The sequence below is a fragment of the Sphingobium sp. CCH11-B1 genome, from assembly GCF_001556865.1.
Taxonomy (GTDB): domain Bacteria; phylum Pseudomonadota; class Alphaproteobacteria; order Sphingomonadales; family Sphingomonadaceae; genus Sphingobium.
Genome location: NZ_LSJY01000028.1, coordinates 40,005 through 63,299, shown reverse-complemented (window position 1 = coordinate 63,299; position 23,295 = coordinate 40,005). Strand labels below are relative to the sequence as shown.

Sequence of the window (23,295 nt, the reverse complement as noted above, 5' to 3'; positions counted from 1 at the left end):
GCCGCCGAACGTCGGGGATCAGGTCCTTTCGATCAGCCGCCGTTCCATTTCCAGCATGAAGGGGGCAGGGGCATGCAGCATCGGTTCCGCGCCTTGCGTCGCCGCCCAGCCCAGGGTGCGGACGAGGTCGAACCCCGCCAGCGCCGGGCGCGTCATCCCGTCCGCACGGAAGCTGAGCGGCATGACGGTGATGCCAAGGCCCGCGCTCACCATCTGCATCACCTGATCGTCATTGGTGGACCGCAGCGCGAAATGCGGCCGCACGCCCCGTTCCGTGAAGAAGCGGCTGGTCTCGGACAGCGCCTCGCAATGGCGCCGCACGATCATCACTTCTCCGCCCAGCCGGTCCGCGCTGATCGACGCGCGGCCGGCCAGCGGATGACGGGCGGACATGGCGAGCGCATAGCCTTCGCTACGCACTGGCTTTTCCAGGAAGCGGTCGCCGCCGCGGCCCACCAGCGTCAGCGCCACGTCGATGCGCCCCTTGGCCAGGTGCCCGGTCAATTCCCGTTCGCTGCCGAAGATCAGCTCGAACCGGCTGTCCCGACCCGGCCGGGTCGCTGCCACTGTCTCGGCAACGAGGATGCCGGGGACGCTGGACAATATCCCCACGCGAAAGGACGGCAGCCCGTCGCCAACGCCCATGCCCTGCATCGCCGCATTGAACGCCCGCTCTATCCGGCGCGCATGGGTGAGGAATCGGGTGCCCGCCTCGGTCAGTTCGACGCGCTGGTTGGATCGGATGAACAAGGGGGCGCCCACCGTCCTTTCCAGTTTCGCGATGCCGACGGACAGGGTGGGTTGGGACACGTTGCAATGGCTCGCCGCGCGCGAGAAATTGCCTTGGTCGACGACGGCCAGGAAATAGCGGAGCAGATAGCGGTCCAGCATCGGCCACAGGCCCTACATGCAGAGGCAGTGAATAGATAGCATCTATATAGTCCTTGCCCGAACTTCAATTTTTCCTTCCTCGTCGGATCGGCTACACAGGACGGATTAGGAGAGACGCCATGACCGATTTCGATTTCGCGCTCGGTGAAACCGCCGATATGATCCGGGAAAGCACGGCGCGCTTCGCCGCCGATCGGATCGCGCCGCTGGCTGCCGAGATCGACGCGAAGGACTGGTTCCCGCGCGACCAGCTCTGGCCTGCCATGGGCGCGCTTGGCCTGCATGGCATCACTGTGGAGGAACAATGGGGCGGGCTTGGCCTCGGCTATCTGGAGCATGTCGTGGCGCAGGAGGAAGTGGCGCGCGCATCCGCCTCCATCGGCCTTTCCTACGGCGCGCATTCCAATTTGTGCGTCAACCAGATCCGCCGCTGGGGCAATGAGGCGCAGAAGGCCAAATATCTGCCCAAGCTGATTTCCGGCGCGCATGTCGGCTCCCTCGCCATGTCGGAAGCGGGGGCAGGATCGGACGTGATATCCATGAAGCTGCGCGCCGAAAAGCGCGGGGACCGCTATATCCTCAACGGCACGAAGTTCTGGATCACCAACGCGCCATATGCCGATACTCTGGTCGTCTATGCCAAGACAGGGGAGGGGTCCAAGGGCGTCACCACCTTCCTCGTCGAAAAGGAGATGAAGGGCTTCTCCATCGGGCAGAAGATCGACAAGGTCGGGATGCGCGGTTCGCCTACCGCTGAACTGGTGTTCGACGATTGCGAGGTGCCGGAGGAGAATATCATGGGCCCGCTGAACGGAGGCGCGGGGGTGCTGATGAGCGGCCTCGACTATGAGCGCACCGTCCTGGCCGGTATCCAGCTCGGGATCATGCAGGCGTGTCTCGACGTCGTGCTGCCCTATGTCCGCGAACGCCGCCAATTCGGCAAGCCCATCGGCGCGTTCCAGCTGATGCAGGCCAAGGTCGCCGACATGTATGTCGCGCTCAACAGCGCGCGCGCCTATGTCTATGCGGTGGCGAAGGCGTGCGATGCGGGAAGGACCACCCGGTTCGACGCGGCGGGCGCGATCCTGCTGGCGAGCGAGAATGCGATGAAGGTCGCGCTCGAAGCGGTGCAGGCGCTCGGCGGCGCGGGCTATACGAAGGACTGGCCGGTGGAACGCTATATGCGCGATGCCAAGCTGCTCGACATCGGCGCGGGCACGAACGAGATCAGGCGGATGCTGATCGGGCGGGAGCTGATCGGCGCATGAGCGGGCCGGCCCTCGACACGAAAGTCTCGCCCGACAGCGAGACGTTCCGCGCCAACGCCGCGCACAATCGCGCTCTGGCCGACGAATTGCGCGCCAGGGTCGCCGCCGCCGCGCGCGGCGGGTCGGACAGCGCGCGGGACAAGCATGTCGCGCGCGGCAAGCTGCTCCCGCGCGACAGGGTGGAACGGTTGCTCGATCCCGGCTCGCCTTTCCTGGAGGTCGGCCAGCTCGCCGCCAACGGCCTCTATGGCGACGACGTGCCCGGCGCGGGCATCGTCGCCGGCATCGGCCGCGTCTCCGGCCGGCAGGTGATGATCGCCTGCAACGACGCCACGGTGAAGGGCGGCACCTATTTCCCGCTGACCGTCAAGAAACATCTGCGCGCTCAGGAAATCGCGCTCGAAAACCGGCTGCCCTGTGTCTATCTCGTTGATTCAGGCGGCGCGAATCTGCCCAACCAGGCGGAGGTCTTCCCCGACCGCGATCATTTCGGCCGCATCTTCTACAATCAGGCACAAATGAGCGCGCAGGGCATCCCGCAGATCGCCTGCGTCATGGGCAGTTGCACGGCGGGCGGGGCCTATGTGCCCGCGATGTGCGACGAAAGCGTCATCGTCCGCAACCAGGGCACCATCTTCCTCGCCGGCCCGCCGCTGGTGCAGGCGGCGACGGGCGAAGTCATCAGCGCGGAGGATCTGGGCGGCGGCGACCTTCATGGCCGCAAGTCCGGCGTGGTCGATCATGTCGCGGAAAATGACGATCATGCGCTCACCATCGTGCGCGACATCGTCTCCACCCTCCAGCCGGACCTGACTCCCAACGTCAACCTGCGCGATCCCCGCCCGCCGCTCTACGACGCGAGCGACCTCTACGGCATCGTGCCGCAGGATGTGCGCGCCCCCTATGACGTGCGCGAGGTGATCGCCCGCATCGTCGACGGCAGCGAATTTCACGAGTTCAAGGCGCTCTATGGCACCACGCTCGTCTGCGGCTTCGCCCATATCTGGGGGATGCCGGTCGCGATCCTGGCGAACAACGGCGTCCTCTTCAGCGAAAGCGCGGTCAAGGGCGCGCATTTCATCGAACTCGCCTGCCAGCGGCGCGTGCCTTTGCTGTTTCTTCAGAACATCTCCGGTTTCATGGTCGGTGGCAAATATGAGGCGGAGGGCATCGCCAAGAATGGCGCGAAACTTGTGACCGCCGTCGCCACGGCACAAGTGCCCAAGATCACCGTGCTGATCGGTGGCAGCTTCGGCGCGGGCAATTACGGGATGTGCGGGCGTGCTTATGGTCCGCGATTCCTCTTCACCTGGCCCAACAGCCGGATATCGGTGATGGGTGGCGAACAGGCGGCAAGCGTGCTTGCGACCGTCAACCGCGACGCCGCGAGCTGGACGCCCGAACAGGCCGAAGCCTTCAAGGCCCCAATCCGCCAGCGTTTCGAGGACGAAGGCAACCCCTACTACGCCACCGCGCGCCTGTGGGACGACGGCGTCATCGACCCCGCCCAAACCCGCGACGTGCTGGGCCTCGCCTTTGCCGCAACGCTGAACGCGCCGATCGAGCAGCGCGCCCAGTTCGGCGTGTTCAGGATGTAATGGCTATGATCACTTCCCTCCTCATCGCCAATCGGGGCGAGATCGCCTGCCGCATCATCCGCACCGCGCGGGCGCTCGGCATCCGCACCGTTGCCGTCTATTCGGATGCCGACGCTAAGGCGCTTCATGTCCGCTCCGCCGACGAGGCGGTGCATATCGGCCCGTCCCCGGCGCGCGAATCCTATCTCGTTGGCGACAAGATCATCGCCGCCGCGAAGGCGACCAGCGCGCAGGCCATCCATCCCGGTTACGGCTTCCTCTCCGAAAATGCCGACTTCGCACAGGCGGTGATCGACGCCGGCCTGATCTGGGTCGGCCCGCGTCCCGACAGCATCCGCGCCATGGGTCTCAAGGACGCCGCCAAGAAACTGATGAAGCAAGCCGGCGTCCCCACGACCCCCGGCTATCTGGGCGAGGACCAGAGCGAGGCGCGGCTCAAGGCCGAAGCCGACGCCATCGGCTATCCCATCCTCATCAAGGCGGTCGCGGGCGGCGGCGGCAAGGGGATGCGCAAGGTCGATGCAGCGGAGGACTTCGCCGAGGCGCTCGCCTCCTGCCGGCGCGAGGCGGCGTCGAGCTTCGGCAACGAGGTCGTGCTGCTCGAAAAATACATCACCAACCCGCGCCATATCGAGGTGCAGGTGTTCGGCGACACCCATGGCAATATCGTCCACCTGTTCGAGCGCGACTGCTCGCTCCAGCGCCGCCATCAGAAGGTGATCGAGGAAGCGCCAGCGCCGGGCATGGACGAGGCGACCCGCGCCGCCGTCTGCACCGCTGCGGTCAATGCGGCGAAGGCGGTCGATTATGTCGGTGCGGGCACGATCGAGTTCATCGCCGACGGCTCCGAAGGGCTCCGCGCCGACCGCATCTGGTTCATGGAAATGAACACGCGGCTTCAGGTCGAACATCCGGTGACCGAGGAAATCACCGGCGTCGATCTCGTCGAATGGCAACTGCGCGTCGCATCGGGCGAGCCGCTGCCCAGGAAACAGTATGAACTGTCGATCAACGGCCACGCGATCGAAGCCCGCCTCTACGCCGAAGACCCGACCAAGGGCTTCCTGCCGAGCACCGGGCGGCTGGAGCATTTCACCATTCCGCGCGCGCTTGGTCCCTACCGATATATAGCGCCATCGACAGGCAGTCTGGAAACGCTCGACTATACCGGCCATCCGCGCATCGAAACCGGCGTAGAGCAGGGAAGCGAGATTTCAGCCTATTACGACCCCATGATCGCCAAACTGATCTGGCACGCGAACGATCGGCGAGAAGCGGCGCGTGGCCTGTCCAATCTGGTCCGGCGTGTCGAAGCGTGGCCGGTAACGACAAATGCGACTTTCCTTCATGCCTTGCTGGTTAATCCCAGCTTCACCTCAGGTGCGGTTCATACGGGGCTGATCGAGCAACTAGGCGAAGATGTCGTCTTTGATCTCAATCCGTCACAATCCCTGCTTGGCCTCGTAGCTGACGCACTTGTCGACGATCGCCTTCCCGGAGAGTTGACCGGTTTCCGCCTTAACGCGCCGGCACAGGGCATAGTTCGCCTGATGGACCGAAAGGCCGTCTATGAAGCAGCTTTGGGCGGCCCTCGCGACGCAGCGCAGACATTGCAACATGACGACTGGTTTTCACTCACCCCCAACGGGGACTCCATCTTCGCGGCGATGCAGGGTCAGACGTGGAAGTTCGAACTGGCGGCCCAACGCGGATCAGCCACCGGCGCGGCGTCCGACGGCGCGATTGTCTCGCCCATGCCGGGCCGCATCATCGCGGTGACGGTGGGGCAGGGGGATGCCGTCGCCAAGGGCCAGAAGCTCCTCACCCTCGAAGCGATGAAGATGGAGCACAGCCTCGTCGCGCCTTTTGACGGCGTGGTGGCGGAACTGAACGCGGCCGAAGGCGGGCAGGTCAGCGAAGGCGCGCTGCTGGCGAAGATCGAGAAGGTGGACTAGCCTGTCCTATCGAGCGGCGGCGGAAATATTATCACCGTGCCGGCCGCAGAGAGATAGGAACGAAAATGTCGCTTCCCCGACATGAAATGTCAAATTCTGCGGGAAATATGCGAAGTTAAGAGGACAGGACAGTGGCAGGCAGATATTTCGACCAGTGGCGGATCGGCGACACGATCGCCCACGACATCCGCCGCACCGTGACGGAGACGGACAATCTCCTCTTCTCGACCATGACCCACAATCCCCAGCCGCTGCACATCGACGCGGAAGCGGCGCGGGCGAGCGAGTTCGGGCAAATCCTCGTCAACGGCACTTTCACCTTCGCGTTGATGGTCGGCCTGTCGGTCGGTGACACCACCCTGGGCACGCTCGTCGCCAATCTCGGCTATGACAAACTGGTCATGCCGGCGCCCGTCTTCATCGGTGACACGCTCCGCTGCGAAACCGAAGTCACCGATCTCAAGCCCAGCAAGTCGCGGCCCACCGCCGGCATCGTCACCTTCATGCATCGGCTGCTCAACCAGCGTGACCAGATCGTCTGCCAATGCCTGCGCACCGCGCTGCTCAAGCGGTCCGACGCATGAGCCTGCGCTCGCTGCTTTTTGTCCCCGCCGACCGGCCCGACCGTTTCGCGAAGGCGGCGGCCAGCGGCGCGGACGCGCTGATCCTCGACCTGGAAGACAGCGTTGCGCCCGACCGCAAGGCAGAGGGTCGCGCGGCGATCGCCGACTGGCTGGCGCAGGAGCGCGCTGTCCCCGCCTTCGTCCGTGTCAATCCGCTCGACAGCGGCCTTGTCGAGGCCGATCTCGCCGCTATCCTGTCCGCCAGGCCCGACGGCCTCGTCCTTCCCAAGGCGCAAGGCGCGGCGAGCGTCCGCGCGCTCCTTGCCCTGTGCGGCGGCGACCCGCCACCCATCCTGCCCATCGCCACCGAAACCCCTGCCGCGATCTTCCAGCTTGGCAGCTATGGCGAAGTCGCCGCCCATCTCGCCGGCCTCACCTGGGGAGCGGAGGATTTGCCCGCCGCCATCGGCGCGACGGCATCGCGGGAACAGGACGGCCGCTACACCCCGCCCTATGAGATGGTGCGCAGCCTGACCCTCTTCGCGGCCCATGCGGCAAGTGCGCCTGCGATCGAAACCGTCTTCCCCGGCATCGACGACGCGCAAGCGCTCACGGCCTATGTCGCCCGCGCCCGCCGAGACGCCTTTACCGCGATGATGGCCATCCACCCGGCGCAGGTGGCGATCATCAATGCAGGCTTCACGCCCACCGACATCGAAGTCGCCCATGCCCGTGCCGTGATTGATGCCTTCGCCGCCCACCCCGAAGCCGGCGCGCTGAAGCTCGATGGCCGCATGATCGACCGCCCCCATCTGCTGCAGGCCCAGCGCGTCGTCGCGCAGGCGGCACGAAGCAGGTGATCTTGGCGCCATCCCTGTGCTACCGGCATGGGCGATGAGCAACGCCGCCAGACCGCAAGCCGATGACGGTTCCAGCCGCCGCCGTGAGATATTGGAGATCGCCGCCCGCCTGTTCGCGCGCAAGGGCTATGGCGGCACGTCGATGCGCGACATCGGTGAACAGGCGGGCGTGCTTGGCGGCTCGCTCTATCACCATATCAAGTCGAAGGACGCCTTGTTCGTGGAATTGCACGACGCGGCGCTCGACGCGGCGCAGGTGCGGATCGAAACGGCCGTCGCCGCGCACGCTGAGCCATGGGCACGCCTGGAAGCGGCCTGCGCCACCCTGCTCGACATTCAGCTTGCGCCGGATTCGCTGACCATGCCGATGATGAACGATTTCCGCGCGGTGTCGGACCCTGTGCGCGTGCAACTGATCGCCCGCCGCGACCGATTCGAGGATATGTTCCGCGCCCTGGTCGATGCATTGCCTCTGCCATCGCACATCGACCGGTCGATCTATCGCACGCTGCTCCTGTCCCAGCTTAATTCGGCGGTGGACTGGTATCGGCCCGGCCGGCTGTCCGTCCCGCAGATCGCCGCGCAGATCGTCTCTATCTTCCGCCACGGCTGAGGCTATCCCAGCACCTCCGCCGCCCGGGCGCGGAGCATGGCGGATACCGCGGCGATCCGCGCGAGCTTGATCAGGTCGCTGTGCGTCACCAGCCAGAAGCTCCGGCGGATTTCGACCTGTTCCGGCAGGATGCGCACCAGCTCATCGCCTCCGCCGGCAATGAAGTCGGGCAGCACGCCGATGCCGGCGCCCTCCGCCACCATCCGGCGCTGGATACCGATGCTGCTCGACCGGAGCGAGGCTTCCAGTCCGGCATGCACTTCGTCGAGATAGTCGAGTTCCGGGGAGAAGAGGAATTCGGGCACATAGCCGACCAGCGCGTGACGGCGGAGATTTTCCGCATCCGCGGGCGCGCCGCGCGCCTCCACATAGGCGTGGCTGGCATAAAGATGCAGCCGATAATCGGCGAGCTTCTGGACGTGCAGGTCGCCGCGCTGCGGACGCGCCAGCATGACGGCCATGTCCGCCTCGCGCTTGGAAGGGTTGAGGAAGCCGGAGGCCGTGATGAGATCCAGCCTTATGCCGGGATGGTCGGCATGGAAGCGGCCCAGGGCCGGCGCAAGAATCCAGGTTCCAAAGCCTTCCGCGACGGACAGCCGCACATGGCCGTTCAGGCTGTGCCTTTCTCCGCGCACTTCCGCCATCGCCGCCATCGCCGCCCCTTCGGCCTGTTCGGCATGTTCCATCAGCGCCAGGCCATGCTGGGTCAGGATGCGCTCGCCGCCGACCTGCTCGAACAACTGCGCGTCCAGCGCGTCGCTCAGCCGATTGAGCCGGCGCGCGATGGTGGTTGCGTCGATCCCCAGCGACCGCGCCGCGGGGGCCACTCTTCGTGTTCGCGCCACGGTGAGGAATATGCGCAGATCGTCCCAGTCGAACATCGCCATGGCCCTGCAGAATTGCATAGCGTTCATGCACAAATGAGCAGTTGAATGCAATTACGCGGTGGCTAAAGGTGGATGAAAGTATCGGAGAGGCCTCAATCTATGCGCGACATTTCTCACAAGCTCGCTTTCCCGTACGACGGATCGGCCTCCCGCCATGCCGATGTGTTCGATCCCAACAGCGGGGCGGTGCAGGCACGCGTGGCGCTGGGCGACGCCGCTCTTCTCGACCGCGCGGTGGACGCCGCGAAGAAGGCGCAGCCCGCCTGGGCCGCCGTCAATCCGCAGCGCCGCGCCCGCGTGATGTTCGCCTTCAAGGCGCTGGTCGAGAAGAATATGGACGAGCTGGCGCATTTGCTCAGCTCCGAACATGGCAAGGTGATCGCTGACGCGAAGGGCGACATCCAGCGGGGCCTTGAGGTCATCGAATTCTGCTGCGGCATCCCCCATGTGCTGAAGGGCGAATATACGCAGGGCGCCGGGCCGGGCATCGACGTCTATTCCTTCCGCCAGCCGATCGGCATTGGCGCGGGCATCACCCCCTTCAACTTCCCCGGCATGATCCCGCTGTGGATGTCGGGCGTGGCGATCGCGACCGGCAACGCCTTCATCATGAAGCCGTCGGAACGCGACCCCTCCGTCCCCGTCCGCCTGTGCGAACTGTTCCTGGAAGCCGGCCTGCCCGAAGGTATCCTGCAGGTGGTGCAGGGCGACAAGGAAATGGTCGACGCCATCCTCGACCATCCGGACATCGGCGCGATCAGCTTCGTCGGCTCCTCCGATATCGCCCATTATGTCTACAAGCGCGGCGTCGATAACGGCAAGCGCGTGCAGGCGATGGGCGGCGCGAAGAATCACGGCATCGTCATGCCCGATGCCGATCTCGACCAGGTGGTCAACGACCTGTCGGGCGCGGCCTTCGGCTCGGCGGGCGAGCGCTGCATGGCGTTGCCGGTCGTGACGCCGGTCGGTGAAAAGACCGCCGTCGCCCTGCGCGAAAAGCTCATCCCGGCGATCCAGGCCCTGCGCGTCGGCGTCTCCACCGATCCCGACGCCCATTATGGCCCGGTCGTCACCGCCGCGCATAAGGCCAAGATCGAAAACTATATCCAGATGGGCGTCGACGAGGGCGCGGAACTGGTGGTCGACGGCCGCGGCTTCACGCTCCAGGGGCATGAGGAAGGCTTCTTCGTGGGCCCGACGCTGTTCGACCATGTGAAGCCGAGCATGCGCACCTATCAGGAAGAGATATTCGGCCCCGTGCTCCAGATGGTGCGCGCGGACAGCTTTGAAGAAGCGCTCGCGCTGCCAAGCCAGCACCAATATGGCAATGGCGTCGCCATCTTCACCCGCAACGGTCACGCCGCCCGCGAATTCGCCGCCCGCGTCAATGTCGGCATGGTCGGCATCAACGTGCCGATCCCGGTGCCGGTCGCCTACCACACATTTGGCGGCTGGAAGCGTTCGGCTTTCGGCGACACCAACCAGCATGGCATGGAGGGCGTGAAGTTCTGGACGAAGGTCAAGACAATCACCCAGCGCTGGCCGGACGGCGGAGTGGGTGACGCGGCCAACGCCTTCGTCATTCCGACCATGGGCTAAGCGGCCAAATAGGCCTATTCGTGGTCGCCATGCCGGGCAGGGTCCGGCATGGCGACAACTCGTAAATGGACAAGCCATGACCCAGTTCGACCTGACCGAAGACCAGCGCGCCATTCAGGAGATGGCGCAGCGCTTCACCGCCGACGCCATCACGCCCTTCGCCGCCGAATGGGACGAAAAGCATATCTTCCCCCGCGACACGATCCGCGCGGCGGCCGAACTGGGTTTTGGCGGCATCTATGTGTCGGAGGCGTCCGGCGGCATTGGCCTGGGCCGGCTGGAAGCCGCGCTCATCATGGAAGCAATGGCCTATGGCTGCCCTTCCACCAGCGCCTTCATCTCCATTCACAACATGGCCGCCTGGATGATCGACCGTTTCGGTGATCAGGCGCTCAAGGACAAATATCTCCCTTCCATGATCTCGATGGAGCGGATCGGCAGCTATTGCCTGACCGAAGCCGGATCGGGCTCCGACGCGGCAGCGCTCAAGACGCGGGCGGTTCGCGATGGCGACCAGTATGTCGTCACCGGCTCCAAGCAATTCATCTCGGGCGGCGGCGAGAATGAAATCTATGTCGTGATGGTCCGCACCGGGGAAGACGGGCCCAAGGGCATCAGCTGCCTCGTCATTGAAAAGGACATGCCCGGCGTCAGCTTCGGCGCGCAGGAACGCAAGCTCGGCTGGCACAGCCAGCCTACCGCGCAGGTGAATTTCGATGCCGTGCGCGTCCCGGTCTCCAACCGGGTTGGCGGGGAAGGCGAAGGCTTCCGCATCGCCATGATGGGCCTTGATGGCGGCCGGCTCAATATTGGTGCCTGCTCGCTCGGCGGCGCCCAGCGCTGCATCGACGAAACGGTCGCATATACCAAGGACCGCAAACAGTTCGGTCAGGCCATCGCCGATTTCCAGAACACCCAGTTCATGCTCGCCGACATGCAGACCGAATTGGAGGCGGCGCGGATCCTGCTCTATGCCGCCGCGGTCAAGGTCACGGAAAACGCGCCCGACAAGACCCGCTTCGCCGCCATGGCCAAGCGTCTGGCCACCGACACCGGATCGTCGGTGGTGGACCGCGCGCTGCAACTGCATGGCGGCTACGGCTATCTGATGGATTATCCCATCGAACGTTTCTGGCGCGATCTGCGCGTCCATTCGATCCTGGAAGGAACCAATCAGGTCATGCGCATGATCATCGCACGGGACATGTTGCGCCAATGAGCGGGGATGTCCTTACATTCGTGGAGAACGGCGTCGGCCGCATCCGCCTCAACCGTCCCAAGGCGCTCCACGCGCTGACCTTGCCGATGTGCGAGGCGATCGTAGCTGCGCTGCTGGCCTGGGCCGATGACGACGCCGTCGTCGCGGTCATGATCGACCATGCGGAAGGAAGAGGTTTCTGCGCCGGCGGCGACATTGCCATGATTGCCGCCAGCGCGAAAACCGACTGCGTCGAGGCCGAAGCCTTCTTCCACGCCGAATATCGGATGAACCATCTTCTGTTCGTCTATGCAAAGCCGATCGTCGCGTTCATCGACGGCATCGTCATGGGGGGCGGCGTGGGCCTTTCCATGCCGGCGCGCTTCCGGGTTGCGACGGATCGGACGATCTTCGCCATGCCCGAAACCGGTATCGGCCTTTTCCCCGATGTCGGCGGTGGCTGGTTCCTGCCAAGGCTGCCCGGCCGGGTGGGTGCATGGCTGGCCGCCACCGGCGCGCGCATCGACGGCGCGGACTGCGTGGCGGCGGGCATCGCGACCCAATATCTTCCGTCCGAACGGCTGGATGCGGTAAAGGCCCGCATCCTTGCCGATCCGCTGGGCATCGGTGACATATTGGATGAAAATGCGGTGCCGCCCCCGGCCTCCAAATTGGCCGATCACCGCGACGACATCGACCGGCTGTTCGCCTCCGACCGGGCGGAGGAGATCGTCGCCGCCCTCGACGCGGATGCCGGCCCATGGGCGCGGCAGCAACTCGAAACGCTCGCCGCCAAATCCCCCCAGACCGTCAAGGTGTCCCTGCGGCAACTGGCTCTCGGTGCCGGCTTGACCAGCTTTGCCGACGATATGGCGATGGAATATGATCTGGCTCGCGCCGTCATCCGCCGTCCCGATTTCGTGGAAGGTGTCCGTGCCGTCATCATGGACAAGGATAATAGCCCGAAATGGCAGCCCGCGACGCTGGAGGCGGTGAGCGACGCGATGCTTGACGCCCTCTTCGCGCCGCGGCCGGATCGCTGGACGCCGCTGCCGGAATTGTCGGGCGCTGGCTGATCCTGTCCTATCGGGCGGGCGTTGACGATAATGGGCGCGCTGCTTTTCGATAAGATCAGCGGTGAGCAACAAAATGTCAAAATCTACGGGAAATATGCGAAGCTAAGCGGAAGAGGACCCCTGACATGTCATCCACCATCGGTTTCATCGGTCTCGGCAATATGGGAGGCGGGATGGCCGCCAACCTGCTCAAAAACGGGTATGCCGTCCGGGCCTTCGATCTGTCGGCCGATGCGCTGCGCCAGGCGGCGTCGGCGGGGGCGACCGCCTGCACCAGCGCTGCGGACGCGGTAGTCGGCGCCGATGCCGTCGTGACGATGTTGCCGGCCGGGACGCATGTCGAATCCGTCTATCGCGACGCCGTCTTCGGTGCGGCGGCGGCCGGCACGCTCTTCCTCGATTGCTCCACCATCGATGTCGCTACCGCCCGGCGCGTGATCGAGGCGGCCGAAGAGAAGGGCTTTGCCATGGTCGATGCGCCCGTCTCCGGCGGCATCGCGGCCGCCGCCGGCGGTACGCTCACCTTCATGGCCGGTGGGTCCGAGCAGGCGTTCGCGCGCGCCAGGCCGATCCTGTCCGCCATGGGCAAGGCGGTGATCCATGCCGGCGCGGCCGGCAACGGGCAGGCGGCGAAGATCTGCAACAACATGCTGCTCGGCGCGACCATGGTCGCCACCTGCGAAGCCTTTGCCATGGCGGATAAGCTTGGCCTCGATCCGCAGACCTTCTACGATATTTCCAGCGTCTCCTCGGGCCAGAGCTGGTCCATGACCAGTTACTGCCCGGTTCCGGGCGTCGGTCCGCAAAGCCCGTCCGACAATGACTATCAGGGCGGGTTCGCCGTCGCGTTGATGCTCAAGGACTTGAAACTCGCGACCCAGGCCGCCGCGCAGGCCGGCGCCAGCGTGCCCATGGGCAATGCCGCCGAGGCGCTCTACCAACTGCTTGCCAACCGGGGCGAAGGCGGACGCGACTTTTCCCTGATGATAAAGCTGCTTCAGGGGGCCTGATCCTCCCTTGCAAGGAACTTCCGCCCGCGCCGGACGCTGAACCGGGCGGAGGTTCCCATGGCTGCTCGCGCATATTGGCAAGGCCAGATCCGGCTGGCGCTCGTGTCCATCCCGGTCGAAATCTACCCCGCGACGCGGTCGGGGGCGGCGATTTCCTTTCATCAGATCCATGAACCCAGCGGTCAGCGCATCCGGTACGAAAAAGTCGCGCCTGGCGTCGGCCCGGTCGATCGCGACGACATCCTCAAGGGCTTTGAAATCTCCAAGGGCAATTATGTCCTGCTGGAGGATGAGGAGATCGAGGCCGTCAAGATCGAGAGCCGCAAGACGCTCGATCTCGTCCAGTTCGTCGAAGCGGACGCGATCGATGTCCTTTATTATGAGAAGCCCTACTTCGTGCTCCCGGCAGACGATCTGGCGGAGGAAGCCTATGCCGTGTTGCGCGACGCGTTGCGCGCCACGCGCAAGGTGGGCCTTGGCCAATTGTCGGTGCGCGGGCGAGAGCAACTGGTATCCTTAAAGCCCTGTGGGCGCGGCCTCATCCTCGAAGTATTGCGCTACGCCGATGAAGTCACGCGCGCGCAGAAATATTTCAGCACCATCCCCGACCAGAAGGCCGACCCCGACCTGCTCGACCTTGCCACCGCCATCATCGACAAGAAGACGGCGCCCTTTCATCCCGAGGAATTTCACGACCGCTATGTCGATGCGCTCCAGCGGCTTATCGAAAAGAAGAAGAAGGCGAAGGGCAAGCGCATCATCGAGGATGTCGAGGAACCCGCCGCCCGGGGCAGCAACGTCATCGACCTCATGGCGGCGCTGAAAAAGTCTGTGGGGGAGGGGAGCAAGTCCGCGCCGGCCAGGAAGCCCGCGCGCAAGGCAGCTGCAAAATCCCCAGCCAAGTCCTCCGCCAAGCCTCGCGCCGCGGCCAAGCGCAAGAGCGCCTGACCATGGCGCCCAACCCTGTATCGCTGGCGGGGGATCGGTGGCGCGTTCCCGGGGAGCGACCCTGATGCCCGCCAAAAGCCCGCTCGACGCCTATAACGCCAAGCGCGACTTCACCCGCACCCGCGAGCCGAAGGGGGAGGTCGCCGGAACGGGCGGCAACAGCTTCGTGGTCCAGAAACATGATGCGACGCGCCTGCACTGGGACTTCAGGCTCGAAGTGGACGGGGTGCTCAAAAGCTGGGCGGTGACCAAGGGACCAAGCATCGACCCTGGCGACAAGAGGCTGGCGGTCCAGACCGAAGACCATCCGCTCAGCTACGGCGATTTTGAAGGGATCATCCCGCAAGGCGAGTATGGCGGCGGCACGGTGATGCTGTGGGACCGGGGCACCTGGGCGCCGATCGAGGGCAAAAGCGCGGCGGACCTCAAGGATGGCCATCTTCACTTCACGCTCGACGGCGAGCGGATGAAGGGGGAGTGGCTGCTCGTCCGCATGAAGCGCCGTCCCGGCGAGAAACGCGACAACTGGCTGCTCCGCAAGATTGACGATGCACAGGCGGGAGAAGGGGACATATTGGTCGAACGCGCGCTTACCAGCGTGCTGACCGGCCGGTCCATGGCGGAGATCGCCGCCGACAAGACCGGGGCGCAATCGTTGAAGGGCGCCAAAGGCAAGGCCTTTGGCCAGAAGATGCAGGCCGCCCGCGACCATAATGCGAAGGTCGTCCGGAAGGCCCGCCGGTCCGCCGGAAAGCTGCCCGCTGTCTCCTTGCCCCAATTGGCGACGCTGGTGGATGCAGTGCCCGCCGGCAATGAGTGGCTGCACGAGATCAAGTTCGATGGTTATCGCGCGCTGATCGCGGTCGCTGGCGAGAAGGTGCGCGTGTCCACGCGCAACGGGCTCGACTGGACGGACAAGTTCGGCCCGCTCGTTCGTGCGATTGCCGCGCTCGACCTGCCGCCCGCGCTGATCGACGGGGAGATCGTGGCATTCGGCGCGGATGGCAACCCCAGCTTTTCGGCGTTGCAGGAGGTGCTGAAGCGAGGCCACGGCGCGCAAAGGGACGACACGCCCTTTCAGTTCTTCGCCTTCGATCTGCTGGCCCTGGACGGCACGGACATGAAGCCGCTCCCCCAGATCGAGCGCAAGGAGCGGCTGGAAGCTCTGCTCGGACGGGCGGAGCCGCCGATCCGCATCTCGGATCATATCATCGGCGCTGGGGAGAAGCTCTATCAGTCCCTCTGTGCGGCGGGGCAGGAGGGCATCATCGCCAAGCGCATCGATGCGCCCTATCGTGCCGGCCGGACAAAGAACTGGGTGAAGGTGAAATGCATCCGGCGGCAGGAATTCGTCGTGATCGGCCGCGTCGGCAGCACGGCGCGCGGACGCCCCTTCCGCTCCCTCCTCCTTGCCCAGTATGAAGGCAAGACCCTCATCTACAAGGGGAAGGTCGGGACGGGTTTCGACGCTGACATGATGGTGCAACTGGACCAGGCGATGCGACCACTCGCCACGACGAAGGCGCCCGCCGATGTCCCGCGCGCTGAAGCCCGCGGAGCGACCTGGCTCGAACCCGTGCTCGTCGCCGAAATTGCCTTCGCCGAATTTACCGCGGAGGGCCGCGTCCGCCATGCCAGCTTCCAGGGGCTGCGCCGCGACAAGAAAGCCGCCGAGGTCAAGCCCGAGCGGCCCGTCCCCACGCCTGAGCCGCGCAAGGTCGTGAAGATCAGCAATCGCGACCGCGTTATTTTCCCTGAAAGCGGCCAGACGAAGGGCGAACTTGCCGACTATTATGCTGCGGTCGCGCCACTGATGCTGCCCTTCGCCGCCCACCGGCCCGTCAGCCTGGTCCGCTGTCCGCAGGGGCGCGCCAAGAAATGCTTCTTTCAGAAGCATGACAGCGGCGCCTTCGGCAAGGCGGTGCATCAGGTGCCCATTCGGGAGAAGGATGGCGGCGCGGAGGATTATATTTATATCGACGATGTGGAAGGGCTGCTCGCCTGTGTTCAGATGGGCACGATAGAATTTCATGGCTGGGGCAGCCGTGCAGGCGCGGTAGAGAAGCCCGATCGCATGATTTTCGACCTTGATCCTGACGAGGGCATGGATTTCGGCCGGGTGAAGGACGCGGCGCAGGACATCCGCGCGCGCTTGTCCGATCTGGGACTGATTTCCTTTGCCATGCTCTCGGGCGGAAAAGGCGTTCATGTCGTGGTGCCTTTGACCCCTGGCCATGACTGGAACGTCCAAAAGGATTTCGCGTCCCGCTTCGCGCAAGCGCTCAGCACTGCGGAGCCGGACCGGTTCGTCGCGACCATGAGCAAAGCCAAGCGCAAGGACCGCATTTTCATCGACTGGCTGCGCAACCAGCGCGGCAGCACCGCAGTACTGCCCTACTCAGCCCGTGCCCGGCCGGGTGCGCCTGTCGCCATTCCCATTGACTGGGACGAACTGGACGGGATTGCGGATGCGCATCCCTACGCCATCAACGATGCAGCCACGCTGCTGGATCGGGCCGCGTCGCTCAAGGGGTGGGGATTTGCCGCGCAAACTCTGCCCGACCTCTAACAGCCTGGAAAAGGACTTTGCTTGAAGCGCCCGATGCCGATTCCATTGCCGTGACAAGGGGGAGTCAACCTGCCTGATGAGCGGCACATCCTTGACGCTGGTTTATTTGTACGACTTATACTATTTTATGATCTGCGTTGTAGATTAGAAAATATCCTATATGTTTCCTTCGTTACCATTTAAGCAGCCAGCATGTCAGAACTCAGGATTATAGCTCAGTCTCTCCCTGCCACGGAGGTTCCCGGCCGAACCGCGCCGACGTTGGTCGAGCGCGCGTACGAGCATCTCCTGTCCATGCTGATGACGGTGAAGATCGCGCCGGGGGAGCGGATTCCAATCGATACGGTCGCGCGTCAACTGGGCATCTCCCAAACCCCGATACGCGAGGCTTTGAGCCAGCTTGAAGCGGAAAAGCTGGTCTATAAGACGACCAATGTCGGCTATCGCGCCAGTCCGCAGATGACGCCGGAAGAGGTGCACGACCTCTACACCCTCCGCCTGTTGATCGAACCCTATGCCGCGGCGCGGGCAGCCGAGCATATGGACGAGGAAACCCTTTCGATTCTCCAAAACATCCAGGCAGACATGGATGCCGTGGTGGAGCGAAACGAGCAGGCTTACGCTCGCTTCGCCGAAGCGGATGCGCAATTACACAGACTAATAGCCAAGGGAAGCGGCAACCGGCTGATCGAGGAAACGATCGAACGGCTCCATGCTCATCTCCAGATTTTCCGATCCCTGTATCAGCATAGCGCCCAGCCCAACGCGCCCGAGATCGCGGCGCGCGAGCATCAGCTCATCATCGCCGCCTTGCTGGCGCACGATCCTGTGGCGGCCGAACATTCGGTTCGCGACCATCTCAGCTGTTCGCAACGGCGGATGGATCACGCGACTGGTACCCGCCGCGACTGAAGCGGCTGAACTGTCGCAAATCAAGATGAAGGCCCTTGACGCGCCTGCTGGCACCACTTACCACAATCTCGCCGGATCATATATGATATGAAACAGGTCTGGAGAGGACGGGTATGCGCGTTTCAGGGAAGACCGGATTTTCTTTAGGCTGCTTTGCGGCGGCGATGCTGGCAGGCCTGTCGGGTTCAGCGCTGGCCGAAACTTTCGTGTTGCGCGACTTCACGCTGATCGACGGCACCGGTCGCGCGCCCATGGCCAACCAGGCGCTTGTCATGACGGACGGCAAGATCAGTTGGGTCGGCCCGGTCGGCAAGCTGAAGGCACCAGCAGGGGCCAAGGTTGAAAAACTGGCGGGCAAGTATTTGATGCCCGGCCTGATCGACAGTCATGTCCATCTTGGTCTGGTCAACGGCATCACCCAGGATCTCAAATATCAAACCACGGCCAATATCGAGGACCAGCTCAAGACCTATGCCGCTTATGGTGTGACGACCGTCCAGGCGCTGGGCACCGAGCAGGATCTGATCTTCCCCATCCAGCAGCAGCGCAAGGGGCGGACATCCAATCCCCGCGTCTATACCGTGGGGCAGGGCGTCGTGTTCAAGGGCAGCTATGGAGGCGTGCCTGGGCTGGACCAGTCGGTGGCGACACCGGATGAAGCGCGCACGATGGTGGACGCTCAGGCATCCAAGGGCGCGGACCTCATCAAATTATGGGTCGATGACGAATTCGGCATGCTGGACGAGCGGATGCCGCCGTCGATCAGCACCGCCGTCATCGATCAGGCGCGCAAGGACGGCAAGAAGACGGTCGCGCACATCTTCTATTATGACAATGCTGCTGAATTGACGCGCGAAGGCGTGAATGGCTTTGCCCATTCGGTGCGCGATCGCGGAGTGGACGACGCCTTGATTGGCCAGATGAAGGCGAAGGGCGTGTGGCAGATGGCCGCGACGCTAAGCCGTGAGGCATCCTTCATCTATAAGACACTGCCCTTCCTCGACGATCCCTTCTTTTCGCGTGGCGTGACCCCGGCGGTGCTGGCCGAGCTCAAGAGCCCGGAGCGCGCGGCTAAGTTAGGCGCGGCGCCCAACTTCCCCAAATATGCGGCCGCGCTGAAACAGGCGTCGGACAATTTCGGGCGCGAGGTGAAGGCCGGCATCCGCTATGGCATGGGTACGGACAGTGGCCCGACCGCACGCTTCCCCGGCTATTTCGCGCATTGGGAACTGGAATTGATGGTGAAGGCCGGCATTACGCCGATGCAGGCGCTGACCGCGGCGACAAGCGCAAATGCCGAATTCATGGGCGCCAAGGACATTGGTACGGTCGCACCGGGGAAATGGGCCGACCTGCTGGTGCTGGACCGCGACCCGACCAGGGACATCCGCAACACACGGGCCATCAGTTCGGTCTATATCAGCGGGACAAAGGTTCCCACGATCTGGCAGACCTGCAAGGGCCGGGCGGCGTCCGCGTGTGAGGGGCGTCCGTGACCGGAGAGGCAACGGCACTGCCCGATCAGCAAGCCGCGTCAGTGACAGCGGCTATGCGCCCAACCCGGGCGCGCCACGTCGTTCTCTGGCTGACGGTGCTGGCCTATCTCATCACCTATATGGACCGCGTCGTCATCGCGACGGCCGCGCCGGTGATTGAGGAGGAATATGGCTTCTCGCCCGTGACCATGGGCTGGATATTCGCGTCCTTCTCCATCGCCTATGCCCTGTTCCAGATCCCCGGTGGCTGGCTGGGCGATCGCTTTGGCCCCCGCCGGGCGCTCACGGGGGTGGTGCTGTGGTGGTCGACCTTCACGGCGGCGACAGCGATGACGTGGTCGGCTGGATCGATGATGGTGTGCCGCTTCCTGTTCGGCATGGGCGAGGCCGGCGCTTTTCCCATCGCCACGCGTTCTCTGTCCCGCTGGATGCTGCCGTCGGAGCGTGGCTGGGCGCAAGGCGTCACCCATGCGGGCGCGCGCCTCGGGGGGGCGGTGACTCCGGTGTTCGTGGCACTTCTGATCGTGCAGTTCGGCTGGCGCATGCCCTTCATGGTGTTCGCGCTCGTCGGTGTCGCCTGGGCGGCGCTGTGGTTCTATTATTATCGCGACACGCCGCGCGAACACGCGTCGGTCAACCAAGCCGAACTGGAGATGATCGAAGGCGCTCTTGGCGCAGGGCGCGCCCGGACGAGCGTGCCGTGGCGCCATTTGCTAGGGAATTCCCAGCTTTGGGTGCTGTCGGCGATGTATTTTTGCTATGCCTATTGCATCAACATCTTCCTGACCTGGTTTCCCAAATATCTGCACGATGCCCGCGGGTTCGACATCGCGCTGATGGGACTGTTCGCCAGCATGCCGTTGATGGCCGGCGTGATCGGCGACCTGCTGGGTGGCTGGGCATCCGATCTTCTGGTGAAGCGCGGCGCGGGGTTGAAGATGGCGCGGCGCAGCGTCGCCATTGTCGGCTTCCTCACGGCCGCCGTCATGATCCCGCTGGCCGCCGCTATGGACGGGCATGTGGCCAGCATCATCTGTTTCTGCTTCGCGCTGTTCGGGCTTGAGCTGACCGTCGGCGTATCATGGGCGGTCACGCTCGACATCGGCGGCGAATATGCCGGCTCCGTTTCGGCCGTGATGAACACGCTGGGCAACAGCGGCGCGGCGGTCGCTGCGGCGGTCACCGGCTATATCGTCACGATGAGCGGCTGGTTCGCGGCGTTCGCGGTCCTATCCGTCCTGTGCCTGATCGCAGCGGGGCTGTTCCTGCGCATCGACGCCTCGCGCACGTTGCGGGACGGGCAGGAGCAGCGGACATGACGGAAAAGCCCGAAACCGATCGGCGCACCCTGCTGAAACTGGCAGGCTTTGGCGTCGGCATGGCCGCCGCGCCGTTCGCCGCCGCGGCTCAGGAAACGCATGCCGGGCACCAGATGGCCATGCCAGCGGCGAATGCGGCGCAGCCTGCCGATGGCGCGGTGTCGCCCGGCTATATCTTCCTCAATCCCGACGAGGCAGCCTTTGTCGAAGCCTTTGTCGATACGCTGATCCCGCAGGATGACTTGAGCGCGAAGGGGACGGACCTGGGCGTCGCCATCTTCATCGACCGCCAACTGGACAGCGGCTGGGGCAATGGCGATCGCATGTATCTGCAGGGGCCGTTCCAGGAGGGGACGCCCGAGCAGGGCTATCAGCTGAAATTGACCCCCAACCAGCTCGTGCGGGTCGGCATCGCCGATGTGAACGATCATCTGCGCGCCAGCAAGGGCGGGGCCAGCTTCGATACGCTTGAAGAGGCCGACCGCATCGCATTTGTGACGATGCTTGAGGCCGGCAAGATCGAGCTGCCGAGCGTGCCGACCCGCACCTTTTTCAACACGCTCTTCCAGCTGGCGATGGACGGCTTCTTCGCGGACCCGATCTATGGCGGCAACCGCGGAAAAGCGTCGTGGAAGATGCTGGGCTATCCGGGCGTGGGTGAAATGTACGCGGACAAGATCGCCGAATGGCGCAACCGTCCGTATCGCGTCGACGTACCCCTTTCGATCCAGGATCTTAGTTGATGGCGACGAAGCTCCCTCCTGTTGACGTCGTGATCGTCGGGTCGGGCTGGACCGGTGGCATCGTTGCCAAGGAACTGGCGCCCACCGGGCTCAAGGTGGTGATGTTCGAACGCGGCCGGCCGCAGGACACCGTCCCCGATTTCGCGGGCCCCCAGGCGCATGACGCGCTCAAATATAGTCGCCGGCTCCACATGGTGCAGGACCTGTCACAGGAAACCATCACCTTCAGGAACAGCATGGATCAGGTGGCCTTGCCGATCCGGCAACACGGTTTCTACTGGCCCGGCACCAATGTCGGCGGATCGGGCGCGCACTGGTCAGGGCTTACCTGGCGCTGGTCGGAATGGGAGCACAAGATGCGCTCCGGCACGATCGGCAAATATGGAAAGAACATTATTCCGCAGGACATGAACCTTCAGGACTGGCCCGTCTCCTATGACGAGCTTGAACCCTATTATGACCGGTTCGAGAAAGTGTGCGGCATATCGGGCAAGGCCGGTAACATAAAGGGGCGCCAGGTCGCCGGAGGCAATCCGTTCGAAGCGCCCCGCCAGAATGAATATCCCACGCCGCCTATGACGGCGTCGCATGTCATGACGCTGTTCGACAAGGCGACGGCCAATCTTGGCTATCATCCATTCCCGATCCCAACGGCCAATTGTTCGCAGGACTATGTCAATCCCGATGGGATCGCGCTTGGCCAGTGCCATTATTGCGGCCATTGCACGGCCTATGGCTGCGAAGCCAATGCCAAGGCCAGCCCGCATTTCCTGATGCTGCCGCTGGCGCGCAAGAACCCCAATTTCCAGCTTCGCACCAATGCCACGGTGGTGAAGATCAATCTGGATTCCGACGGCAAGCGCGCGACCGGCGTCACCTATGTCGATGCACGCGGCCGTGAGATCGAACAGCCCGCCGATCTTGTCATTCTGGGCGCTTTCGTCACCGGGAACGTCCACCTGATGCTCCATTCGGGCATCGGCCAGCCTTATGATCCCAAGACCAATACGGGCGTCATCGGCCGCAATTACGCCTTTCAGGGCGGTGGCGGCGCGCGGCTGTTGCTGGACAGCAATACGTTCACCAACCCCTTCATGGGATCGGGCGCACTTGGCAGCTGGATCGACGATTTCAACGGCGACAATTATGACTTCGCCAAGGCGGGCTATATCGGCGGCGGTGGCATCAGCATCGGCAGCAACAGCGGCGACCCGTTGACCTATCATCCCACGATGCCCGGCCAGCCCCGGTGGGGCAAGGGATGGAAGAAAGCGATGGTCGATGCCTATCATCATGTCGCCGGTGTCAGCCATCAGGGCGCGGTGATGAGCTATCGGCAGAATTATTTCGATCTCGACCCCACTTACCGGGACGCGTTCGGCCGGCCGATGCTGCGCCTGACCTTCGACTGGCAGCCCAATGAGCAGAAGCTGATGGCGGCCCACAGCGCTGTCTGCCAACGGATCGCCGAGGAGATCACTGGCCGCAAGGAAGGCGGAGCCGGGATGCCGCGCAGCTTCGGCCATTTCAACAGCGGTTTCTACCAGACCACGCACAATACCGGCGGTGTGGTGTTTGGTGACGATCCCAAGACCAGCGCTCTCAACAAATATTGCCAGTCCTGGGACGTGCCGAACCTGTTCGTGCTCGGCTCCTGCGTGTTCCCCCAGAATGCCGGGCGCAATCCCACGGGCCCGGTCGGAGCCCTCGCATTCTGGGCGGCGGACGCCATCACCAAGAAATATCTCAAGCGCCCCGGCGCCCTGGTTTGAACATCGTGCGCGCGACGC

Annotated in this window: 19 protein-coding genes; 17 read left to right on the top strand and 2 right to left on the bottom strand. The window is 64.1% G+C overall.

Annotated elements, in window-relative coordinates:
* Positions 1-18: 18 nt before the first annotated feature.
* On the bottom strand, positions 19-891 hold the full coding sequence (locus tag AX724_RS03850) for a LysR family transcriptional regulator (RefSeq protein WP_066763737.1): 873 nt from the start codon (positions 889-891) through the stop codon (positions 19-21).
* A gap of 119 nt (positions 892-1,010) precedes the next feature.
* On the opposite strand from AX724_RS03850, the gene AX724_RS03845 reads away from it, so the two are divergent.
* The 6 genes from AX724_RS03845 (at position 1,011) to AX724_RS03820 (ending at position 7,748) form a co-directional block, all read left to right on the top strand.
* Positions 1,011-2,159 carry an isovaleryl-CoA dehydrogenase gene (locus AX724_RS03845; protein ID WP_066763733.1) on the top strand — a complete coding sequence of 383 codons (1,149 nt, stop codon included), beginning with the start codon at positions 1,011-1,013 and terminating at the stop codon, positions 2,157-2,159.
* Entirely contained in the window at positions 2,156-3,757 is a 1,602-nt protein-coding gene (locus AX724_RS03840; RefSeq protein WP_066763732.1) for a carboxyl transferase domain-containing protein, read from the top strand. The genes AX724_RS03845 and AX724_RS03840 overlap by 4 nt, the downstream gene beginning before the upstream one ends.
* A gap of 5 nt (positions 3,758-3,762) precedes the next feature.
* Positions 3,763-5,712 carry an acetyl/propionyl/methylcrotonyl-CoA carboxylase subunit alpha gene (locus AX724_RS03835; protein ID WP_066763731.1) on the top strand — a complete coding sequence of 650 codons (1,950 nt, stop codon included), beginning with the start codon at positions 3,763-3,765 and terminating at the stop codon, positions 5,710-5,712.
* Between the two features lie 131 nt (positions 5,713-5,843).
* On the top strand, positions 5,844-6,296 hold the full coding sequence (locus tag AX724_RS03830; protein WP_066763730.1) for a MaoC family dehydratase: 453 nt from the start codon (positions 5,844-5,846) through the stop codon (positions 6,294-6,296).
* Positions 6,293-7,135, top strand: a complete 843-nt coding sequence (locus tag AX724_RS03825; protein WP_066763726.1) for an HpcH/HpaI aldolase/citrate lyase family protein — start codon at positions 6,293-6,295, stop codon at positions 7,133-7,135. The genes AX724_RS03830 and AX724_RS03825 overlap by 4 nt, the downstream gene beginning before the upstream one ends.
* A 34-nt stretch (positions 7,136-7,169) precedes the next feature.
* A complete protein-coding gene (locus tag AX724_RS03820) occupies positions 7,170-7,748 on the top strand; it encodes a TetR/AcrR family transcriptional regulator (protein ID WP_066763725.1) in 579 nt (192 codons plus the stop codon).
* A 2-nt stretch (positions 7,749-7,750) separates the two neighbouring features.
* Here the strand turns inward: AX724_RS03820 and AX724_RS03815 are convergent, their stop codons facing one another.
* The gene (locus tag AX724_RS03815) at positions 7,751-8,629 is read right to left on the bottom strand and encodes a LysR family transcriptional regulator (protein ID WP_066763771.1); all 879 of its coding nucleotides are present in this window, start codon (positions 8,627-8,629) and stop codon (positions 7,751-7,753) included.
* A 105-nt stretch (positions 8,630-8,734) separates the two neighbouring features.
* Here AX724_RS03815 and AX724_RS03810 point away from each other — a divergent pair, with 105 nt between their 5' ends.
* The 11 genes from AX724_RS03810 (at position 8,735) to AX724_RS03760 (ending at position 23,277) form a co-directional block, all read left to right on the top strand.
* Complete coding sequence (locus AX724_RS03810) at positions 8,735-10,234, top strand: CoA-acylating methylmalonate-semialdehyde dehydrogenase (RefSeq protein WP_066763723.1); 1,500 nt, start codon at positions 8,735-8,737, stop codon at positions 10,232-10,234.
* 76 nt (positions 10,235-10,310) lie between these two features.
* Positions 10,311-11,453, top strand: a complete 1,143-nt coding sequence (locus AX724_RS03805; protein ID WP_066763721.1) for an acyl-CoA dehydrogenase family protein — start codon at positions 10,311-10,313, stop codon at positions 11,451-11,453.
* Positions 11,450-12,508 carry an enoyl-CoA hydratase/isomerase family protein gene (locus AX724_RS03800; RefSeq protein ID WP_066763718.1) on the top strand — a complete coding sequence of 353 codons (1,059 nt, stop codon included), beginning with the start codon at positions 11,450-11,452 and terminating at the stop codon, positions 12,506-12,508. The genes AX724_RS03805 and AX724_RS03800 overlap by 4 nt, the downstream gene beginning before the upstream one ends.
* A 125-nt stretch (positions 12,509-12,633) precedes the next feature.
* On the top strand, positions 12,634-13,518 hold the full coding sequence (gene mmsB, locus AX724_RS03795; protein ID WP_066763716.1) for a 3-hydroxyisobutyrate dehydrogenase: 885 nt from the start codon (positions 12,634-12,636) through the stop codon (positions 13,516-13,518).
* A gap of 57 nt (positions 13,519-13,575) precedes the next feature.
* On the top strand, positions 13,576-14,466 hold the full coding sequence (gene ku, locus AX724_RS03790) for a non-homologous end joining protein Ku (protein WP_066763715.1): 891 nt from the start codon (positions 13,576-13,578) through the stop codon (positions 14,464-14,466).
* A gap of 64 nt (positions 14,467-14,530) precedes the next feature.
* Positions 14,531-17,035, top strand: coding sequence for a DNA ligase D (ligD, locus tag AX724_RS03785; protein WP_066763714.1), 2,505 nt, complete (start codon positions 14,531-14,533; stop codon positions 17,033-17,035).
* A gap of 261 nt (positions 17,036-17,296) precedes the next feature.
* Positions 17,297-17,947 (top strand): GntR family transcriptional regulator, encoded by a 651-nt coding sequence (locus AX724_RS03780; protein WP_156447988.1) that lies wholly within the window; start codon positions 17,297-17,299, stop codon positions 17,945-17,947.
* 113 nt (positions 17,948-18,060) lie between these two features.
* Entirely contained in the window at positions 18,061-19,443 is a 1,383-nt protein-coding gene (locus tag AX724_RS03775) for an amidohydrolase family protein (RefSeq protein ID WP_066763711.1), read from the top strand.
* Positions 19,440-20,762 (top strand): MFS transporter, encoded by a 1,323-nt coding sequence (locus AX724_RS03770; protein WP_066763709.1) that lies wholly within the window; start codon positions 19,440-19,442, stop codon positions 20,760-20,762. The genes AX724_RS03775 and AX724_RS03770 overlap by 4 nt, the downstream gene beginning before the upstream one ends.
* Positions 20,759-21,505 carry a gluconate 2-dehydrogenase subunit 3 family protein gene (locus AX724_RS03765; RefSeq protein ID WP_066763707.1) on the top strand — a complete coding sequence of 249 codons (747 nt, stop codon included), beginning with the start codon at positions 20,759-20,761 and terminating at the stop codon, positions 21,503-21,505. The genes AX724_RS03770 and AX724_RS03765 overlap by 4 nt, the downstream gene beginning before the upstream one ends.
* Positions 21,505-23,277 carry a GMC family oxidoreductase gene (locus tag AX724_RS03760; protein ID WP_066763705.1) on the top strand — a complete coding sequence of 591 codons (1,773 nt, stop codon included), beginning with the start codon at positions 21,505-21,507 and terminating at the stop codon, positions 23,275-23,277. The genes AX724_RS03765 and AX724_RS03760 overlap by 1 nt, the downstream gene beginning before the upstream one ends.
* The last annotated feature ends 18 nt before the right edge of the window (positions 23,278-23,295 follow it).